Origin of the sequence: Pseudomonas sp. PAMC 29040, from assembly GCF_003994535.1 — a bacterium.
Classification (GTDB): Bacteria; Pseudomonadota; Gammaproteobacteria; order Pseudomonadales; family Pseudomonadaceae; genus Aquipseudomonas; species Aquipseudomonas paraversuta.
Genome location: NZ_RZAA01000008.1, coordinates 195,817 through 215,086, shown reverse-complemented (window position 1 = coordinate 215,086; position 19,270 = coordinate 195,817). Strand labels below are relative to the sequence as shown.

The window sequence follows — 19,270 nt, the reverse complement described above, 5'->3', positions numbered from 1 at the left end:
TAACGATGACGGGTAAGGTCGTAAGATGTCTTTCGTTTTTCATTAAAGCCCAAGAAGCCCATGGCCCCACGAATAAAAACCAGCCAGCGCATCGTCAATAGCAGTCTGGAGCTGTTCAATCAGCTGGGCGAGCGCAGTGTGAGCACCAACCACATTGCCGCGCACATGGAAATTTCACCGGGCAATCTGTATTACCACTTCCCTAACAAGCAGGCGATCATCTCGGTATTGTTCAGCGAGTATGAGGCGTTGGTGTTGAGGTTTCTGCGCCCGCCCGAAGGGCGTATGGCCAGTGTTGAAGACAAGCGTCAGTACTTGCAGCAGTTGCTGGATGCCATGTGGCGCTATCGCTTTTTGTACCGTGATATCGAGCACTTGCTGCACAGCGACACTGAGCTTGCCGCCCGTTACCGGGTCTTTTCCCAGAACTGTCTGCGTCAGGCGCAAGCGATTTACCGCGGTTTTGTCGATGCCGGGCTTATGTGCATGACCCCCCTGCAAATCGAGTCGCTGACCCTTAACGCGTGGATCATTCTCACCTCATGGGTCAGTTTTCTGTGTACTACCCGGGAGAACAACGATCAGCTCAGTGAGCAGGCCATCAAGCGCGGGGTGTATCAACTGCTGGTCCTGGAATCGGGCTTTGTCACCGCTCAGGGCCGGGCAGACTTCGATGAACTGATCAAGGATTACTACGTCCCGCTGGAGCACGCGCTGCACGTTCAATAAATGCATTTCACCCCCTCACAGGAGTTCCCTATGCCCGTCGCGCAACTGATCAGCCCTCAAGCCCTGAGCGAACGCCAGGAACTGCCCGGTCTGGTTATTCTGGATTGCCGTTTCGCCCTTGAAGACCCCGACTATGGTCGTTGCAGCTATGCCGAAGGGCATATAGCCGGTGCGCAATTTGCTGACCTTGAACGTGATTTGAGCGGCCCCGTGATCAAAGGTGTAACGGGCCGTCACCCGTTGCCCGAGCCACAGGTGTTGCTTGAGCGACTGCGCGCATGGGGCATCAATGACGACAGCGATGTGGTGCTGTATGACGACGGTCCGGGGGTCTATGCCGCCCGGGCATGGTGGTTGCTGACCTGGCTGGGCAAGCGCGACGGCGTGTTTATCCTCGATGGCGGCCTCAAGGCCTGGCATGGCGCAGGTTTCCCGCTGAGTCTGGATGCTGTGGTCAAGCCCCGTGGCAACCTGGAAGGCAAGCTCGACAAGCGTTTGCTGGTCGATGCCGAGCACTTGCACAAGCGCCTGGGCGATCCGGACCTGACCTTGATCGACGCCCGTGCCCGACCACGTTTTCGCGGCGAAGTTGAACCTATCGACCCTGTTGCCGGGCATATTCCGGGTGCGCAATGTGCAGCGTTCAGCGAGAACCTCGACAGCAGCGGGCGTTTTTTACCTGCAGATCAACTCAAAAAGCGTTTCGCCGAGCAGCTCGGCGGTCGTTCTGCGCAAGAGCTGGTGGCCTACTGCGGCTCCGGCGTGACGGCGTGCCATAACCTGTTTGCACTGGGGTTGGCCGGTTATCCGCTGGGTAAGCTCTATGCGGGCTCGTGGAGCGAATGGATCAACGATCCTGAGCGGGGCATTGCTACCGGCGATTGATGCCCGCGCTGTAACCTGGTCGCTGCGCAGGCGCGAAGGCTGCGACTACGGGTGTTTATGGGCACTGGCTGCGCGATAGGCGCCGGGGCCCACACCGTAGACTTTCTTGAATTGCCGGCTCAGATGGCTTTGATCGGCAAAACCCAATTGCGTAGCCACTTGCAGCGGCAAACAACCCTTTTTCAGCAAGGCTCTGGCGTGGGCAATACGTTGCTGCATCAGCCAGGTGTGCGGTGGCATGCCCGTCGCGCGTTGAAACACCCGGGCCAAATGGAATGCCGACAGATTGACCGCCGCTGCCAGCTGTTCCAGGGAGGGCGGTTCGGCGAGACGGGCCTGCAGCAGCTCCTTGGCCTGACGTACGGCGCGATGTTCAATGCCCGGCTTGGCCGGCATTGGCAGGCGGGCATGGCGATTGAGCAGCGCCAGCATCATTTGTCGCCAGACCGTTTGTTGATGCAGTGCCGACTCCGGGCCTTCGAGCAATTGGTGCAGCCGGCACAAGCCGTTGAACAGGTCGGGGTCGTGAATCAGGGTGTCATTGAAGGTCGGCAAGTGCATGCCGGGCAAGCCGAGCTCTTCCAGCAGGCCGTGCAGTTGCGCGTTGTCGGGATAGAACGCCCGGTAGCGCCAGCCGGCATCATGGCCTTTGTGCCCGTTGTGCACTTCGTCCGGGTTGATCAGAACCAGGGTGCCGGAGCAGGCCAGATGCTCAGCCCCGCGATAACGATAGCGCTGGGCCCCGTCCATGATCATGCCGATCACAAAACCATCATGCACATGGGGTACGAAGCGGTGTTCGATATAGCGCGCGGTGAGCAACTCGACACCTGTCAGCGGTGGCGTTTGCCAGAACCGGATCGACTCACCCTGCTCGCTGCTCATTACCCGGGCCCGGGCCTGAGGCTCGCCAGCCATTGCGGGATGCGCCGTTCGAGGTAGTAGCCCGGGGTTTTAAGGGAGCCTTCGATAAATCCGACATGGCCCCCCCTGGCATGCAGCTCAAGTGTGGTGCACCCGGACAGTTCGCTGGCCTCGGGGATGCTGTGTTTGAACACGAACGGGTCGTCCACGGCGTGGATAATCAGGGTCGGAGTGTCGATGGCGGCCAAAAAGTACCGGCTGGAGGCGCGACGGTAGTAGTCATCGACATTCAGGTAACCGTTGAGTGGTGCGGTGACCCGGTCATCGAACTCCCAAAAGGTGCGCATTTTGCGCAGCGATTTCAGGGAGCCCAGGTTGTCCAGCGTGGCCAGCGGCTCATGCCGGGCATCGTGGCGAAACTGCCGCTGCTTGTTCGTGACATAGACCAGCATTTCACGCATGAAATGCGCCTGGTAGACCTTGGAGAAACCCTGGCCAATCCGGTCGGCGCACTGGTCGAGGCGAAACGGCACCGACACCGCCACCGCACCCTGCAAGCCACTTTCGTTGCCGCTTTCACCCAGGTATTTGAGCAATACGTTGCCGCCCAGTGAATAGCCGACGGCGAACAGCGGGGCCAGCGGATGGGTGGCGCGCAAGTGTGCCACGGCTGCCGCCAGGTCTTCGCTGGCGCCGGAGTGATAACTGCGCGCCAGCAGATTGGGTTCGCCGGAGCAGCCGCGCCAGTTCAGGGCGACACTGGTCCAGCCTTGCGTGGCGAGGGCCCGTTGCTGGCCTGCGACATAGTGCGACGCCGATGAGCCGGTCAGGCCATGCAATACCAGCACTATGGGTGCATCGGTTGAAGGGGTGCCGTGCCAGTCCAGATCGAGAAAGTCACCATCTGCCAGCCACAGGCGCTCGCGGCGGTGTTCAACCACCGGCCGTTTGCGCCACAGCGGGCCCCACAGGGTTTGTAAATGGGGATTGCGCAGGCCATGGGCCGCCATGAACGATTCAGGAAGTGATACAGGGGCAGCTAAGGATGGCACTGGAATTCTCTTGCGCTAACTGATGCAGTGATTGGCTAGCTTGCCACAACAGCGGCCCGAGACAGTAGTCGTTGACGAAGTAAGAGGCGGTGAACGCGCCTGATGCACCACGGGGTTTGAATAAACCCCGCGGGCATGGCGTTGTTACTCTGCGGCGGCTGTTGGCGCTGCTTCGCGCTCCCACAGGGCGTAATTCACGCCGCCGGCCTTTTGTTCACGGTGCAGGCGCCAGTTGGCAGGCAGGCCCAGCTCCGAAGGGCGGCGCTCGCTTTCGGTGTAGATCCAGGCGTTGTCAGCCAGCCAACCGTTCTGTTCCAGCAGGTCGCATGCCGGCTTGAGCAGGTCCAGGTTGAAGGGCGGATCGAGGAACACCACGTCAAACACTTCGGTCGCAGGCGTCGCCAGGTAGTTCAGGGCGTTGGTCTGCTGAACTTCGCCGGTGGTGCAGCGCAGGATGCCCATGTTTTCGCGGATGTTGGAAATCGCATCGCGGTTGCTGTCCAGAGCCACGCCTTTGGCTGCGCCGCGTGACAGTGCCTCCAGGAACAGCGCGCCGCTGCCGGCGAACACGTCCAGCACCTTGGCGCCGACGATGTCCGGGGTCAGCCAGTTGAACAGGGTTTCACGTACACGGTCCGGCGTCGGGCGCAGACCTTCTACGTGGGGGAAGTCCAGCTTGCGGCTGCGCCATTCCCCGCCAATGATGCGTAACTGACCAGCACCCGAGTGCGATGTGTTTTTAGGCTTTGCCATTAATGCTCCGGAACCCCAAGAGGTTGCTCTGAAGGTTTATCGGTAGGAGGTGGCAGTGGTTTTTGCGGCACAGTTGGTCCGGCGGTCACCACGACCAGTTTGTCGGCGCTCAGGTGCTTGTTCATGGCGTCCTTGACCTGCTCTTTAGTCAGGCTTTGGGACTGCTGCATGAAGGTTTCCAGATAGTCCAGAGGCATATCATAGAAGCCCATTGCGCCCAGTTGGCCGACGATTGCCGCGTTGCTGGCATTTGACAGCGGGAAGCTGCCCGCCAATTCACGCTTGGCATCGTCGAGTTCTTTTTGCGTCGGACCGTTTTTCAGGTAGTCAGCCAGAATGTCTTGCACCAGTTTGAGCGTACCTTCGCTCAATTCGGCACGGGTCTGCAGGTTGATCATGAACGGCCCGCGTGCCTGCATCGGGCTGAAGCCGGAATACACGCCGTAGGTCAGGCCGCGTTTCTCGCGTACTTCAGTCATCAGGCGCGTACCGAAGCCACCGCCACCGAGAATGCTGTTACCCAGGGCCAGTGCGGCATAGTCCGGATCGTCGCGGTCAATTCCAAGCTGGGACAGCAGCAGGTGGGTCTGCTTGGACGGAAATTCGATGTGGGTCTGGCCAGCCTTGGGTTCGCCGGGCTCTACGGTTTTGGCGACTGCAGGGCCTTTGGGCAGCGCGGCCGACACTTGAGCGGCCATGGCTTCGGCTTCTGCGCGAGACAGATCGCCAACGATCGCGATCACCGCGTTGCCGGCGGTGTAAGCCTTGTTGTGGAACGCCTTGAGCTGATCGATGGTGACCGCAGCGATGCTTTGAGCGTTGCCATCGCTTGCGTGGGCATAAGGGTGATTACCGTACAGACGCTTGAACAGTTCATCGCTGGCCAGCTTGCCCGGATCCTGCTTCTGGTATTCAAAGCTGGCGAGCAACTGGTTTTTGATCCGCGCCAGGGAGTCGGCCGGAAAGGTTGGCTGGCCAACCACTTCGGCAAACAGGTTGAGCGCCGGTGTGCGCTTGGCCGGGTCACTCAAGCTGCGCAATGACACTACAGCCATGTCGCGATAGGCCCCGTTGCCGAAATCCGCACCCAGGCTTTCAAAGCCCTGGGCGATGGCCCCGACGTCCTTGCCTGCCACGCCTTCATTGAGCATGGCGTTGGTCAGCAGTGCCAGGCCCGGGGTGTTTTCGTCCTGGCTGCTGCCGGCGGCGAAGGTCAGGCGCAGGTCGAACATCGGCAGCTCGCGGGCTTCAACGAACAGAACTTTGGAGCCTTCGGCGGTTTTCCAGGTTTGTACATTCAATGCGCGATGGCTGGGGGCCTTGCCGTCGAGTTCGGTCAGAGACTCGAGCTTGTGCTCGGCCTTGGCCTGATCCAGTGCCTGGCTGGCCACGGAGACCGAGGGGCTGACGAAATAGTAGCCGAGTACGCCGGCCAGTATTGCAGCGCTCAGGCCGAGCAGGGCGTAGCGGGAACCTTTACGCTCACTCATGGGTTTTCTCCTCGGGCAGTACATGCGCAACGCTGAGGCGGTCGCGAGTGAAATAAGTGCGGGCGGCTTGCTGGATATCGGCCGGGGTGACCTTTTGCAGGTCTTGCAGCTCGGTATCCATCAGCTTCCACGACAGGCCCACGGTCTCCAGCTGGCCAATCGAGGTGGCCTGGCTGGTGATCGAGTCGCGCTCATAAACCAGGCCTGCGATCACCTGGGCGCGCACTCGCTCCAGTTCCTGTGGCGATGGCGGGGTTTTTTTCAGGTCATCGAGCATGCGCCACAAGCCGGCTTCGGCCTGGGCCAGAGTGACTTTTTTCTGGCTGTTGGGCATTGCCGAAAGCATGAACAGGCTGTCGCCACGGGTGAAGGCGTTGTAATTGGACGAAGCGCCGGACACCAGCTCTTCGCCGCGCTCCAGCTGGGTTGGCATACGTGCGCTGTAGCCACCATCCAGCAGTGCCGAAATGAGGCGCAGGGCGTTGGCAGTAACCGGGTCTTTGGCGGTGGCAATGCTTGGCACGTTGAAGCCCAGAATCAGGCTTGGCAGTTGGGTCTGCACGTGGATCTTGAGCAGGCGCTCACCGGGGGTCGGCAGTTCCAGCGGGACTTTGGCGACAGGCACTTCGCGTTTGGCCACCTGGCCGAAATAGCGCTGGGCCAAGGCTTTGACTTCATCCGGTGTTACGTCTCCCACCACCACCAGGGTAGCGTTGTTCGGTGCGTACCACTCTTCATACCAAGCGCGCAGTTCGCCAACGCTCATGCGCTCCAGGTCCACCATCCAGCCGATGGTCGGCGTGTGATAACCACTGGACGGGTAGGCCATGGCGCTGAACAGTTCGAAGGCCTTGCTCATCGGCTGATCGTCGGTACGCAGGCGGCGTTCTTCTTTAATGACCTCGATCTCGCGCTTGAACTCTTCAGGCGGCAAGCGAAGGCTGGCCATGCGGTCGGCTTCGAGCTCGAAGGCAACCGCCAGGCGGTCGCGGGCCAATACCTGGTAATAGGCGGTGTAGTCATCGCTGGTGAAAGCGTTTTCCTGGGCGCCGAGGTCGCGCAGGATCAACGAGGCTTCGCCGGGGCCGACCTTGTTACTGCCTTTGAACATCATGTGCTCAAGAGCATGGGACAGGCCGGTCTTGCCCGGGGTCTCGTAACTGGAACCCACTTTGTACCAGACCTGGGATACCACCACTGGCGCGCGATGGTCTTCGCGCACGATGACCTTCAGGCCATTGTCCAGGCGAAACTCGTGGGTGGGTTGCTGGTCGGCCGCCAGGGCCGAAAGCGGGAGCAAAACTGTGCTGAGCAACAGGCCAGCAGCGCGGCGGGCTAGAGCATTCATTCGTTTTTAAACCTGTTGGGCTGCCCGCTTGGCCTTAGCGTCAGCGGGTGAGGAGGTGCTAGGATACTGATCCGTTTTACTGGCGGCCACGCCTATCAGGCCTTTGACGATCAGACGACGATTGATCGGGCAGTATAGGAGCCAGCCTGGAAGTGTGAATGTATCCCGGTAAATTTAGCTTTTTTGCCGATTTTCCCGTTCCAGTTCCGAGTTAAGACGAAGTTTCAGGGGTGTGCTTTACCCTCTGATCAAGGTGCGTGCGAACGAGCTGACAAAAAAACAGTCTGTTTCACACCGAATATTATTTGCCGGGGCGCCACAGTGGCGCTTCGCTACGATGAGATAGCCGTCCTCCATGTTTGGTTCCAACGACGACAAGAAGAACCCAGCTGCGGCTGGCGAGAAAAAAGGCCTGTTCGGATGGCTGCGCAGAAAGCCGCAGGAAACCGTCGTTGAGCAGCCTGCACCCGCACCCGAAATCACCCCTGAGCCGTTGATTGAGGCCACTGCGGTGGTTGTCGAGCCAACGCCTGAAGTGGTTGTGGTTGCACAGGCGCCTGCTGTTGAATCGCCAGCCGCTGCCGAGCCATGGCCGCCGCTGCCAGTGCCCGAGGAACCCGTTGCGCTGGTCAAGGACCTGCAGGCGCCGTATATCGTGCCTTCCATTCCGGAACCGGAGATCGAGGTCGCGGTCAGCGCCCCGGTCATCGCGCCGGAGCCTGTGGTCGAAGTGCTTGAAGTGCTTGAAACCTTCGTCGAGCCTGTTGCACCAGAGCCAGAGCCAGAGCCAGAGCCAGAGCCAGAGCCGGTCGTAGTTGTCGAGCCGCAAGCTGTTGCTGCGCCTGTGGTCCCTGCGCCAGCAGTTGCGGCTCCGGTGGTGGTAGCTGAAGCTCCAGCTGCGCAAGCCAAGGTCGGCTTCTTTGCCCGCCTCAAGCAGGGGCTGTCGAAAACCAGCGCCAGCATCGGCGAAGGCATGGCCAGCCTGTTCCTGGGCAAAAAAATCATCGATGACGATCTGCTCGACGAGATTGAAACCCGCCTGCTCACCGCAGACGTTGGTGTTGAAGCCACCTCGGTGATTATCAAAAACCTGACTCAAAAGGTTGCGCGCAAGCAGCTGACCGACGCCGATGCACTGTACAAGTCGTTGCAGGCCGAGTTGGCTGCCATGCTCAAACCGGTAGAGCAGCCGCTGAAAATCGAAGCGAAAAACAAGCCATTCGTCATTCTGGTGGTCGGCGTCAATGGCGCGGGCAAGACCACCACCATCGGCAAGCTGGCGAAAAAGCTCCAGCTTGAAGGCAAAAAAGTCATGCTCGCCGCCGGCGATACGTTCCGTGCCGCCGCGGTCGAGCAGTTGCAGGTGTGGGGGGAGCGCAACAATATCCCGGTGATCGCCCAGCACACTGGCGCCGACTCGGCTTCGGTGATTTTTGACGCCGTGCAAGCCGCCAAGGCGCGGGGCATCGACGTGTTGATCGCCGATACTGCCGGACGCCTGCACACCAAAGACAACCTGATGGAAGAACTGAAAAAAGTTCGCCGGGTGATCGGCAAGCTCGACGAAGACGCCCCGCACGAAGTGCTGCTGGTACTGGATGCCGGCACCGGGCAGAACGCGATCAGCCAGACCAAGCAGTTCAATCAGACCGTGGCCCTTACCGGCCTGGCGCTGACCAAGCTGGATGGCACGGCCAAGGGCGGGGTGATCTTCGCCCTGGCCAAGCAGTTCAATATTCCTATTCGTTTTATCGGTGTCGGCGAAGGCATCGATGATCTACGGGACTTTGAGTCCGAACCCTTTGTCCAGGCTCTGTTTGCGGAGCGGGAGCGTCCATGATTCGTTTCGAGCAGGTCGGTAAGCGCTATCCAAATGGACACGTGGGCCTGCACGAGCTGAGCTTTCGGGTCCGTCGCGGCGAGTTCCTTTTTGTAACCGGTCATTCCGGCGCAGGTAAAAGCACCCTGCTCCGGCTGTTACTGGCTATGGAGCGCCCGACCACCGGCAAACTGCTGCTGGCGGGGCAGGATCTGGGGCAGATCAGCAACGCGCAAATTCCTTTTCTGCGCCGTCAGATCGGTGTGGTGTTCCAGAACCACCAACTGCTGTTTGATCGCACGGTGTTCAATAACGTGGCCTTGCCGCTGCAGATTCTCGGGCTGTCCAAGCCTGAAATCGCCAAGCGTGTCGACTCGGCACTTGAGCGTGTGGCGCTGTCGGACAAAACCGATCTGTATCCCGGTGACTTGTCCACGGGCCAGCAACAACGCGTCGGTATTGCCCGGGCCATCGTCCATCGTCCAGCCTTGCTGCTGGCCGACGAACCCACCGGCAACCTCGACCCGCGTCTGGCGGCGGAAATCATGGGCGTATTTGAAGACATCAACCGTTTGGGCACCAGCGTACTGATCGCCAGCCATGACCTGGCGCTGATTGCACGCATGCGCCACCGCATGCTCACCCTGCAGCGCGGGCGATTGATTGGCGACGGGGAGGCCGCGCAATGAGTGCGACACGCGGCTCCAAGGTTTCCGAACGTGTAGCACCCAAGGCCGCAGATCCGCAGCCGGCCAGGAAAAAGCATGACGATGACGATGGCCCGGGTTTCTCGATGTTGTTCCGGGCCTGGGTTGAGGCCCATCGCGCCAGTTTGCTCGACAGCCTGAAGCGTCTTGGCAAGCAGCCGATTGGCAGCTTCTTCACCTGCCTGGTGATGGCAGTCGCGCTGAGCTTGCCAATGGGGCTCTCGCTTTTGCTTAACAACGTCGAGCGTCTGGGCGGTTCGTGGCAGCGTGCGGCGCAGATTTCGCTGTACCTGCAACTGGATGCCGACAGCTCGCAAGGCGAGCAATTGAGTAATCAGATAAAAGGTATGGCTGGCGTGGCTGACGCTGAATTCATCAGCCGCGAAAAGGCCCTTGAAGAGTTCCAGCAGCAATCCGGCTTGGGGGAAGCGCTTAAAGAGCTTCCGGATAATCCGTTGCCGGGCGTGGTGCTGGTGACCCCGAATGAGGTCGATAAAGCCACCCTCGAGGCTCTGCGCGAGCGTCTTTCGGAGTTGCCGAAAGTGCAACAGGCGCAACTTGATCTAGTCTGGGTCGAGCGTCTGGCGGCCATTCTGAAATTGGGTGACCGCTTTGTGTTTGGCTTGACGGTCTTGCTGGTATCGGCTTTGCTGCTGGTTATTGGTAATACGATTCGTTTGCATATCGAGAATCGTCGTATCGAAATCGAAGTCATCAAGCTGGTCGGCGGCACTGACAGTTATGTGCGCAGGCCTTTTCTTTATATGGGTGCGCTTTATGGTTTTGGCGCCGGGGTGCTTTCCTGGGGCGTATTGGCATTCGGCTTGAACTGGCTCAACGACGCGGTAGTCGGGTTGGCCGGGTTGTATGGCAGCAGTTTTGCCCTGGCCGGTGTGCCAGTAGCCGATGGTCTGTCTCTCTTGCTTGGCGCGGTGCTGTTAGGGTATATCGGTGCATGGATTGCAGTAGCGCGTCACTTACGTGAGCTTTCGCCTAAGTAGTTTCTTTTTGCCTGTTGACCTTTTCAGCTTTTTTTGGGAACTTTTTCCTGAGTTTCCGGTCAACTTTCGCAGTGCTGAACTGCACGAGTTATGTGAGACGGAGGTTTATTCGTATGACCACTTCTTTGCAACCTGCGTATGCGTTGGTCCCTGGTGCGAACCTTGAGGCCTATGTAAACACGGTGAACAGCATTCCACTGCTGACACCGGAGCAGGAGCGTGAACTGGCCGAGAGTCTCTACTATGAGCAGGATCTTGGGGCGGCTCGGCAGATGGTGCTCGCCCACCTGCGTTTTGTTGTACACATTGCCCGTAGCTATTCGGGCTATGGCCTGGCTCAGGCTGACCTGATCCAGGAAGGCAATGTCGGCCTGATGAAGGCGGTCAAACGCTTTAACCCTGAAATGGGCGTGCGTCTGGTGTCGTTCGCCGTGCACTGGATCAAGGCAGAGATCCACGAGTTTATTCTGCGTAACTGGCGGATCGTGAAAGTTGCGACCACCAAGGCTCAGCGCAAACTGTTCTTCAACCTGCGCAGCCAGAAAAAACGTCTGGCCTGGCTGAACAATGATGAAGTTCATCGTGTGGCTGAAAGCCTCGGTGTAGAGCCTCGCGAAGTTCGCGAGATGGAAAGCCGTCTGACTGGCCATGATATGGCGTTCGACCCGGCAGCCGAAGCTGACGACGACAGTGCATTCCAGTCGCCAGCCAACTACCTGGAAGACCACCGGTACGATCCGGCACGTCAACTGGAGGATGCTGACTGGACTGATAACTCCACCAGCAACCTGCATGAAGCGCTGGAAGTGCTTGATGATCGCAGCCGCGACATTCTGTATCAGCGCTGGCTGGCTGAAGAGAAAGCTACGCTGCATGACCTGGCACAGAAGTACAACGTGTCTGCCGAGCGGATTCGTCAGCTGGAAAAAAGCGCGATGAACAAGCTCAAACTGTCGATTGCCGCCTGAACGGGCTCGACAAAAAAACGCCCCGGCTCTAACGAGTCGGGGCGTTTTTGTTTGTCCCTGCGGGAGCCGGCTTACTCGGCCCAGGGCGCCTTGCGCGAAGTGTTCAGGGTATCGAGGTAGCTGTCGCCGCCCAGCTGGCGCATTTGTCGCTGTATCCAGCTGGCGCGGCGGCTGACGTACGGGCTAGGTCGACCGGCACTCCAGTTGCGCGGATTGGGCAGTACGGCGGCCAGGTAGCTGGCTTGCTGACGGCTCAATCTGGCGGCACTCACGCCAAAGTGATGCTGGGCCGCGGCCTCTGCACCAAATACTCCCTCATCCCACTCTGCGCTGTTGAGGTACACCTCGAGAATCCGCTGCTTGGGCCAGAGTACCTCGATCAACCCGGTGAACCAGGCCTCCAGCCCTTTGCGCAGCCAGCTTCGACCCGACCATAGAAACAGGTTTTTCGAGACTTGCTGGCTCAGCGTGCTGGCGCCGCGTAACGTCCCGCCCCGTTCGTTGTGAGCGAAAGCGGCGCGGATGGCGCTGAAGTCAAAGCCCCAGTGCTCGGCGAATTTCTGATCCTCGCCAGCAATGACCGCGACTTTAAGTTCGTCGCTGATTTCATCCCACGGTCGCCAGCTGCGTTGCAGGTCAATGGGCTCGCCGTCGAACCATGATTCGACCTTGCGCTCGACCATCAGCGCAGTGCCCGGCGGCGGGACCCAGCGAAAGATCAGCACCAGCAATGCGCTGCCCGCTGCGAACCAGAGCAGGGCTTTGAGAAAGCGATGAACAAGAATACGCAGCATAGATGGCTTGGCCGAACCCGTTGAGCGGGCCATTATACAGACCCTGCGCCATTCCATAGTCCTGACGGGAGTTATCCATGTTGCGCGTGTTTCTGATGCTGGCCGCCTTTTTCGGCTTCACCGGTGTGGCCCTTGGCGCATTCGCGGCCCATGGCCTGAAAAGCCGCCTGAGCGAGCAATACCTGGCCATTTTTCATACAGGGGTTACCTACCAGTTGGTGCATACCCTGGCCCTGCTCGGTGTAGCCCTGCTCGCCACTCAGCTGCCGGGTCGCCTGGTGACGTGGTCCGGTGTCTTTTTCGCCCTGGGCATCGTACTGTTTTCCGGCAGTTTGTATCTGCTGACCCTGACGGGTATCAGCAAACTGGGGATCATTACGCCCATCGGTGGTCTGGCTTTTCTGGCCGGATGGTTATGCCTGGGCATTGCCGCCTGGCGCTTGAGCTAAGTCCGCAAGATGAATGGCTTGGGTCGACCTGACTGATCGGGATAGAATGCTGGCCCCTTAAAATGAAGGCAGCGTCGCGCATGCGCATTCAGTTGAACGGTGAACCTTTTGAACTGCCGGACGGCGAGACCGTCGCCAGCCTGTTGGCGCGCCAGGAACTGACCGGGCGTCGAGTGGCTGTCGAGCTTAACCTGGACATCGTCCCGCGCAGTCAGCACGCCGGGACGGTGCTCAAAGAAGGTGACCAGGTCGAAGTGGTGCATGCCATCGGTGGTGGCTAGTCCCCCGCTTGACCCATTCCCGCGGTGCACACAATTACAGAGGATTCCCGATGAGCAATGTTCGCAGCGACAAGCCTTTTATCCTGGCTGGCCGTACTTATCAGTCGCGCCTGTTGGTGGGCACTGGCAAGTACCGTGACATGGAAGAAACCCGCCTTGCCATCGAGGCATCGGGTGCTGAAATTGTCACCGTCGCCGTGCGTCGTACCAACATCGGGCAAAACCCTGGCGAGCCGAACCTGCTCGATATCCTGCCACCGGATCGCTATACCATCCTGCCGAACACGGCCGGTTGCTATGACGCGGTAGAAGCCGTACGCACCTGCCGCCTGGCCCGTGAGCTGCTCGACGGCCACAATCTGGTCAAGCTGGAAGTACTGGCGGATCAGAAAACCCTGTTCCCCAATGTGATCGAAACCCTCAAGGCCGCAGAGATCCTGGTCAAGGAAGGTTTCGACGTGATGGTGTACACCAGCGATGACCCGATCATCGCCCGCGAGCTCGAGGCCATGGGCTGCATCGCCGTGATGCCGCTGGCCGGGCTGATTGGCACCGGCTTGGGGATCTGTAATCCCTACAACCTGCGGATCATCCTTGAAGAAGCAAAAATTCCGGTGTTGGTGGATGCGGGCGTGGGTACTGCCTCCGACGCCACCATTGCCATGGAAATGGGCTGCGAGGCGGTGCTGATGAACTCGGCCATCGCCAATGCCCAGCACCCGATCATCATGGCCGAAGCCATGAAACACGCCATTGTGGCGGGCCGTCTGGCGTATCTGGCCGGACGCATGCCGAAAAAACTCTATGCCAGCGCCTCTTCGCCGCTGGATGGTCTGATCAAGTAAGAGCCACTGATGACTGAATCACTCGACACCCCAACCCCGGAAGAAGGCGAAGATCGCCAGCACCGTCGCATCAAGAGTTTTGTGATGCGCGCCGGGCGTATGACCGAAGGCCAGCAACGTGGCCTTGACCAGGGCACGCCGCTGTACGTGCTGCCGCTGGCTGATGCGCCGGTCGATTTCGACCAGGTATTCGGCCGCTCGGCGCCGCGGACCCTCGAAATCGGTTTCGGCATGGGCCACTCCTTGCTGGAAATGGCGGCAGCTTCGCCTGAGCAGGACTTTATCGGGGTTGAGGTTCACCGTCCGGGTGTCGGCGCGCTGCTCAATGGCGTACTGACCCAAGGGCTGACCAACCTGCGGGTTTACGATTGCGATGCGATCGAAGTACTGACCCGTTGCGTGGCCGACAACAGCCTGGATCGCCTGCTGCTGTTCTTCCCGGACCCGTGGCACAAGAGCCGTCACCACAAGCGCCGTATCGTGCAGGCTTCCTTTGCCGAACTGGTGCGTTCCAAGCTCAAGGTCGGCGGTGTGCTGCACATGGCTACCGACTGGGAACCCTATGCCGAATACATGCTGGAAGTGATGAACGTCGCGCCGGGCTATCGCAATCTGGCCGAAGATGGCCGTTGTGTACCGCGCCCGACCGAGCGCCCGGTGACCAAGTTCGAACGCCGCGGCGAACGTCTTGGGCATGGCGTGTGGGATCTGAAGTTCGAAAAACTGTAAGCACCAACCTTTGTGGGAGCTGGCTTGCCAGCGATGGCATCAACGCGGTCTGACGGTAAACCGCGTCGTCTGCATCGCTGCCAAGCCAGCTCCCACAATGTTTTCAGTCTTCGCATCAGCGCCGGTCAGCCACAACCCCGATCAACACCAGCACCACCAACAACACCGGCGCCAGGCTGTAGTTGTTGAACTGGCCGAGGCCGCGTTCGACCCAGGGTGTGGCGTAAATCAGAGCCGCACCGCTGCCCACCAGGCACAACAAGGCCATCAGGGGCACACGCAAGGCGCCGGCAACACTTCCCAGACGTTGTTCGACCCAACCTTTGAAGTCGGCACCGAACAGCACCAGCAAGCAGCCGATCAGGGCCAGCGAGATCTCCGAGAGGTGGCTGCGGCTCCAGCGCGATACGGTAGCAAGCAGGTCTAGTACCAAGTCCATTCGAGTTCCTTAGATCAGAAAGTGCTGCAGCAAGTCGTTGAGAAACAGCTGGCCCCGGGCAGTTGCTGCCAGGCGTGACGGTTCGACCTGCAATAGGCCGCTTTGTTCGGCAGCATCGCGTCCGCTTTTCAAGCTTTCGAGTGCCAGCCCGGTACGCTCGGGGTAGAGCGCAGCATCGACGCCATCGGTCAGGCGCAAGGCGTTCATCAGAAACTCAAACGGTAGCTCTTCGGCAGTCAGAACTTTCTCGCCCGCCTGGAAGTTTTTGCCCGGGTTCAGGTAATCCTTCGGCAGGCGGGTTTTCCAGGTGCGGATTATGCGGCCATCGGGATGGCTCAATTTGCCGTGGGCGCCAGCACCGATACCGATAAAGTCGCCAAAGCTCCAGTAGTTCAGGTTATGCCGCGCCGGGCGACCCGGCTGGGCGTAAGCCGAAACTTCGTACTGGGCATAGCCGTGTTCGGCCAGCAGTGCCTGACCGGCTTCCTGAATGTCCCACAGAGTGTCGTCCTCAGGCAGGACCGGCGGCTGGTTCCAGAATACCGTGTTGGGTTCCAGCGTCAGTTGATACCAGGACAGGTGTGTCGGCTGCAGGGCGATAGCCTGGCGCAAGTCGCTCAGGGCGTCGTCCAGCGACTGATCGGGCAAACCGTGCATCAAGTCCAGGTTGAAGTTATCAAAGCCGGCCAGGCGTGCCATACCGGCCGCACGTACGGCCTCGTCACCGTTGTGGATGCGGCCCAGTGCTTCGAGCTTCTCTTGCTGGAAGCTCTGGATACCTATCGACAGCCGGTTGATCCCCAGCTTGCGGTAAGCCACGAACTTTTCCTGCTCGAAAGTACCGGGGTTGGCTTCCAGGGTGATTTCGATATCGCTGGCGAACGCAATTCGCGCTTCGACACCCTTGAGCAGGCGCCCCAGGGACCGGGCGCTGAACAGGCTTGGTGTGCCGCCGCCGAAGAAGATCGAACTCAGCTCGCGGCCATACACCGCGTGCAGGTCCTGATCGAGGTCGGCCAGCAGTGCGTCGACGTACTCGTCTTCAGGCAGCACCGGGCTGGCGGTGTGGGAGTTGAAGTCGCAATACGGGCATTTGCGCACGCACCACGGAATATGGATGTACAGCGACAGGGGCGGCAATTGCGTCAACGGCGCGCGTGGCGCCTGCTGAGTAAAGCCAGCCGCACCCAGATAGAGCGGCTGTGGAGGAGTGTCGTGGGTCATTTCAGGCCCAGACGCTGACGCAGCAAGACCATGGCACGGGCCCGATGGCTCAGCTGGTTTTTTTCGCCCGGGCTGAGGTCGGCACTGGAGCAATTGCGCTCCGGAACCCAGAACAACGGATCGTAACCGAAACCGTGCGCACCGCTGGCGGCAGGCAGGATGCGCCCGTGCCACAAGCCTTCGCAGATAATCGGCAACGGATCTTCGGCGTGCCGGACCAACGCCAGCACGCAGACAAATTGCGCGCCGCGTTCGGCTTCGGGTACGTCCTTGAGGGCCTCGAGCAGCTTGGCGTTGTTGGCCGCATCACCCTTGCCGTCGGCGTAGCGGGCCGAGTAAATACCCGGCGCGCCACCGAGAAAATCCACCGCCAGCCCGGAGTCGTCGGCCAGTGCCGGCAAACCCGAGATACGCGCGGCATTGCGCGCTTTAAGAATCGCGTTTTCAACGAACGACAAGCCGGTTTCTTCCGGTTCAACGCTGCTGAATTCTCCAATCGAGCGCAACTGCACCGACTCGCCGAGCATGGCCTGAAGTTCTTTGAGTTTGCCGGCGTTGTGGCTGGCCAGTACCAGTTGCGTGAAGTTGATCATTAGAGCGGAGCGACCTCTTGGGAGTAATCGATGGATTTGGTTTCGCCGTTGACCTTGAGCTCGATATCGAAAATGAAGGTGGCAGGCTGATTGACCGGGAATTGAGCGAAGTAGTCGATCGCCCCCTTGTCATCAATCACTTGCTTGAAGGTCAGGGGCCGGGCCTTTTTCTCGCCTTCGACGCGCACGGTACCCTTGACGGTGGTAGCGACTTTTTTACCGGCGGTGTCCAGATTGATATTCAGGCCACCCAGTTGTTTGCTGCGTTCCAGTTTGTATTTGGCTGCAATTTCAGGCGACAGGAAGTCCGACATATAGGCGTTGTAATACACCTTGGTGCCGCCGACCGTGGCCTGGCCAGCCGCCATGGCCTGCATGGCGAAGCACATTGAAAGCATTAGTAATCCAATACGACCCATCGTCTTTCTCCTTGAACGCTGATTTAAACCGCGACCTGATGATCCTGAAGGCCGGGGCTGCTGACACGATAAATGCCAATCTCGCCCAACAGGTTAGGCCATAACTTGCTGGCCCACCCGTGGCGGTGCTGCTGATCGACAGCAAGGCGGTTGATCACCCGGGCTTCGCGACCTCGGCACAGCTCTTCAAAGTCTTCGAAGGTGCAGAAGTGGATGTTCGGCGTGTTGTACCAGGTGTAGGGCAGAAACTCGGATACCGGCATCCGGCCCTTGCTGGCCAGGTACCAGCGGCAGCGCCAGTGGCCGAAGTTCGGAAAGGTAATGATGCACTGGCGCCCGACGCGCAGCATTTCGTCGAGAATCCGGTCGGGGTAGTGCACGGCCTGCAGCGCCTGGGTCATGACCACGATATCGAAACTGTTGCTGGCGAAGTTGCCCAATCCCTTGTCCAGATCCTGCTCGATGACGTTGATGCCCTTGGCGACGCACTCGGCGATATTGTCCGGGTCGTTTTCCAGGCCATAGCCGGTGACTTGCTTGTTGTCGCGCAGCCAGCTCAGCAGTTCGCCATCACCACAACCAAGGTCGAGCACGCGGCTGCCGGCGGGGATCCAGTCTTGGATGATTTCCAGGTCGGCTCTCATGGCGTTCTCACAGTTCTATGCGGTTCATGTAATTACTGAAGGCTTGCAGGTAACGCGGGATCGGGATCAGGAAGGCGTCATGGCCTTGCGGAGCATCGATCTCCAGGTAGCACACGTCTTTCTTCGCCGCCATCAGGGCATCCACCAGTTCGCGTGAGCGCGCGGGCGAGAAACGCCAGTCGGTGGTGAATGACATCACGCAAAAGCGCGCCTTGGCTGAGGCGAAGGTTTTGGCCAGGTCGTCATCGAAGTTGGCCGCCGGGTCGAAGTAGTCCAGCGCCTTGGTCATCAGCAAATAAGTGTTGGCGTCAAAGCGCCCGGAGAACTCTTCACCCTGATAACGCAGGTAGCTTTCAACCTGGAACTCCACGCTGTGGAAGTCGTAGTTGAGGTTTTCGTTCTTCAGGCCACGGCCAAATTTCTCGCCCATCGAGTCATCGGACAGGTAGGTGATGTGCCCGACCATGCGCGCCAGCATCAGGCCGCGCTTGGGAATTACGCCCTTTTCCTGGAACGAACCGCCGTGGAACTCGGGGTCGGTGAGGATGGCCTGGCGAGCGACTTCGTTGAACGCGATGTTTTGCGCCGACAGTTTTGGCGCCGAAGCGATGGCCAGGCAATGACGCAGCCGGTCCGGGTAGCTGATGCTCCACTGCAGCGCCTGCATGCCGCCCAGGCTGCCACCGATGATGGCGGCCCACTGGTCGATGCCCAGCCGGTCAGCCAGGCGTGCCTGGCTGTGGACCCAGTCTTCAACGGTGAGTACCGGGAAATCGGCACCAAACGGGCGACCGGTTTCTGGATTGATACTGCTGGGGCCGGTAGAGCCATTGCAGCCGCCGAGATTGTTCAGGCTGACGACGAAGAACTTGTTGGTATCGATAGGCTTGCCGGGCCCGATGCAACTGTCCCACCAGCCGGGCTTGCGCTCATCGATGCTGTGGTAGCCGGCAGCGTGATGGTGCCCGGAGAGGGCGTGACAGATCAGCACGGCATTGCTGGCCGTGGCATTGAGCTGGCCGTAGGTTTCGTAAATCAGGTCATAGGCAGGCAATGAACGGCCGCAGGCTAAAGCCAGGGGTTCGCTGAAGTGCGCCATTTGTGGCACAACCAGACCAACGGAATCGGGGGGAAAGGCGGCTGGCATCGACCCTGCTCTCTTTAAATGAGGCGTAAGTCTAATGAGCGGGGGAGTGGGCGGCAAGCAATGCTCCGGGCTGATTTCGGAGGTGCTCGA

General features: G+C 59.7%; 22 protein-coding genes. 10 read left to right on the top strand and 12 right to left on the bottom strand.

From position 1 onward, the window contains the following. Positions 1-60 precede the first annotated feature (60 nt). A complete protein-coding gene (locus WG29040_RS16415; RefSeq protein WP_004419748.1) occupies positions 61-729 on the top strand; it encodes a TetR/AcrR family transcriptional regulator in 669 nt (222 codons plus the stop codon). A 30-nt stretch (positions 730-759) separates the two neighbouring features. After that, positions 760-1,614: a sulfurtransferase gene (locus tag WG29040_RS16410; RefSeq protein ID WP_004419746.1), complete on the top strand. Its 855-nt coding sequence runs from the start codon at positions 760-762 to the stop codon at positions 1,612-1,614. Between the two features lie 45 nt (positions 1,615-1,659). Here the strand turns inward: WG29040_RS16410 and WG29040_RS16405 are convergent, their stop codons facing one another. From WG29040_RS16405 to WG29040_RS16385, 5 genes are all read right to left on the bottom strand, one after another. Then, the gene (locus WG29040_RS16405) at positions 1,660-2,499 is read right to left on the bottom strand and encodes an AraC family transcriptional regulator (RefSeq protein ID WP_029612696.1); all 840 of its coding nucleotides are present in this window, start codon (positions 2,497-2,499) and stop codon (positions 1,660-1,662) included. Continuing rightward, positions 2,499-3,488, bottom strand: a complete 990-nt coding sequence (locus WG29040_RS16400; protein ID WP_004419742.1) for a hydrolase — start codon at positions 3,486-3,488, stop codon at positions 2,499-2,501. Before WG29040_RS16400 ends, WG29040_RS16405 begins: the two co-directional genes overlap by 1 nt. Positions 3,489-3,674: 186 nt before the next feature. Then, entirely contained in the window at positions 3,675-4,283 is a 609-nt protein-coding gene (gene rsmD, locus WG29040_RS16395) for a 16S rRNA (guanine(966)-N(2))-methyltransferase RsmD (protein ID WP_004419741.1), read from the bottom strand. Beyond that, complete coding sequence (locus WG29040_RS16390) at positions 4,283-5,773, bottom strand: pitrilysin family protein (protein WP_010656713.1); 1,491 nt, start codon at positions 5,771-5,773, stop codon at positions 4,283-4,285. The genes rsmD and WG29040_RS16390 overlap by 1 nt, the downstream gene beginning before the upstream one ends. Beyond that, positions 5,766-7,121 carry a pitrilysin family protein gene (locus WG29040_RS16385; RefSeq protein ID WP_004419739.1) on the bottom strand — a complete coding sequence of 452 codons (1,356 nt, stop codon included), beginning with the start codon at positions 7,119-7,121 and terminating at the stop codon, positions 5,766-5,768. Before WG29040_RS16385 ends, WG29040_RS16390 begins: the two co-directional genes overlap by 8 nt. A 355-nt stretch (positions 7,122-7,476) precedes the next feature. Between WG29040_RS16385 and ftsY the strand changes: the two genes are divergently transcribed. The 4 genes from ftsY (at position 7,477) to rpoH (ending at position 11,616) form a co-directional block, all read left to right on the top strand. Beyond that, complete coding sequence (ftsY, locus tag WG29040_RS16380) at positions 7,477-8,961, top strand: signal recognition particle-docking protein FtsY (RefSeq protein ID WP_127196534.1); 1,485 nt, start codon at positions 7,477-7,479, stop codon at positions 8,959-8,961. Continuing rightward, positions 8,958-9,629 (top strand): cell division ATP-binding protein FtsE, encoded by a 672-nt coding sequence (gene ftsE, locus WG29040_RS16375; RefSeq protein ID WP_004419735.1) that lies wholly within the window; start codon positions 8,958-8,960, stop codon positions 9,627-9,629. The genes ftsY and ftsE overlap by 4 nt, the downstream gene beginning before the upstream one ends. After that, positions 9,626-10,648: a permease-like cell division protein FtsX gene (gene ftsX, locus WG29040_RS16370; RefSeq protein ID WP_004419734.1), complete on the top strand. Its 1,023-nt coding sequence runs from the start codon at positions 9,626-9,628 to the stop codon at positions 10,646-10,648. Before ftsE ends, ftsX begins: the two co-directional genes overlap by 4 nt. Positions 10,649-10,761: 113 nt before the next feature. After that, positions 10,762-11,616: an RNA polymerase sigma factor RpoH gene (gene rpoH, locus WG29040_RS16365; protein WP_004419731.1), complete on the top strand. Its 855-nt coding sequence runs from the start codon at positions 10,762-10,764 to the stop codon at positions 11,614-11,616. A gap of 71 nt (positions 11,617-11,687) precedes the next feature. On the opposite strand, the gene mtgA is transcribed toward rpoH, so the two are convergent. Further along, a complete protein-coding gene (gene mtgA, locus WG29040_RS16360) occupies positions 11,688-12,443 on the bottom strand; it encodes a monofunctional biosynthetic peptidoglycan transglycosylase (RefSeq protein WP_127196533.1) in 756 nt (251 codons plus the stop codon). Between the two features lie 44 nt (positions 12,444-12,487). On the opposite strand from mtgA, the gene WG29040_RS16355 reads away from it, so the two are divergent. From WG29040_RS16355 to trmB, 4 genes are all read left to right on the top strand, one after another. Beyond that, positions 12,488-12,859, top strand: coding sequence for a DUF423 domain-containing protein (locus tag WG29040_RS16355; RefSeq protein ID WP_010656711.1), 372 nt, complete (start codon positions 12,488-12,490; stop codon positions 12,857-12,859). A gap of 80 nt (positions 12,860-12,939) precedes the next feature. Further along, positions 12,940-13,140: a sulfur carrier protein ThiS gene (gene thiS / locus WG29040_RS16350; protein WP_004419723.1), complete on the top strand. Its 201-nt coding sequence runs from the start codon at positions 12,940-12,942 to the stop codon at positions 13,138-13,140. 50 nt (positions 13,141-13,190) lie between these two features. After that, complete coding sequence (locus WG29040_RS16345; RefSeq protein ID WP_004419719.1) at positions 13,191-13,985, top strand: thiazole synthase; 795 nt, start codon at positions 13,191-13,193, stop codon at positions 13,983-13,985. Positions 13,986-13,994: 9 nt separating this feature from the next. After that, positions 13,995-14,714: a tRNA (guanosine(46)-N7)-methyltransferase TrmB gene (trmB, locus tag WG29040_RS16340; RefSeq protein WP_004419716.1), complete on the top strand. Its 720-nt coding sequence runs from the start codon at positions 13,995-13,997 to the stop codon at positions 14,712-14,714. 115 nt (positions 14,715-14,829) lie between these two features. On the opposite strand, the gene WG29040_RS16335 is transcribed toward trmB, so the two are convergent. From WG29040_RS16335 to WG29040_RS16310, 6 genes are read right to left on the bottom strand one after another with little or no spacing between them, the layout of a single operon-like run. Further along, complete coding sequence (locus WG29040_RS16335; RefSeq protein ID WP_004419711.1) at positions 14,830-15,153, bottom strand: DUF3392 domain-containing protein; 324 nt, start codon at positions 15,151-15,153, stop codon at positions 14,830-14,832. 9 nt (positions 15,154-15,162) lie between these two features. After that, positions 15,163-16,377 carry a radical SAM family heme chaperone HemW gene (gene hemW, locus WG29040_RS16330; RefSeq protein ID WP_004419708.1) on the bottom strand — a complete coding sequence of 405 codons (1,215 nt, stop codon included), beginning with the start codon at positions 16,375-16,377 and terminating at the stop codon, positions 15,163-15,165. After that, entirely contained in the window at positions 16,374-16,970 is a 597-nt protein-coding gene (gene rdgB, locus WG29040_RS16325) for an RdgB/HAM1 family non-canonical purine NTP pyrophosphatase (protein WP_004419705.1), read from the bottom strand. The genes hemW and rdgB overlap by 4 nt, the downstream gene beginning before the upstream one ends. After that, positions 16,970-17,368, bottom strand: a complete 399-nt coding sequence (locus WG29040_RS16320) for a DUF4426 domain-containing protein (protein WP_236010223.1) — start codon at positions 17,366-17,368, stop codon at positions 16,970-16,972. Before WG29040_RS16320 ends, rdgB begins: the two co-directional genes overlap by 1 nt. 44 nt (positions 17,369-17,412) lie before the next feature. Continuing rightward, complete coding sequence (gene metW / locus WG29040_RS16315) at positions 17,413-18,033, bottom strand: methionine biosynthesis protein MetW (RefSeq protein ID WP_004419699.1); 621 nt, start codon at positions 18,031-18,033, stop codon at positions 17,413-17,415. Between the two features lie 7 nt (positions 18,034-18,040). Then, positions 18,041-19,180, bottom strand: a complete 1,140-nt coding sequence (locus WG29040_RS16310) for a homoserine O-acetyltransferase (protein WP_004419696.1) — start codon at positions 19,178-19,180, stop codon at positions 18,041-18,043. Positions 19,181-19,270: the final 90 nt, after the last annotated feature.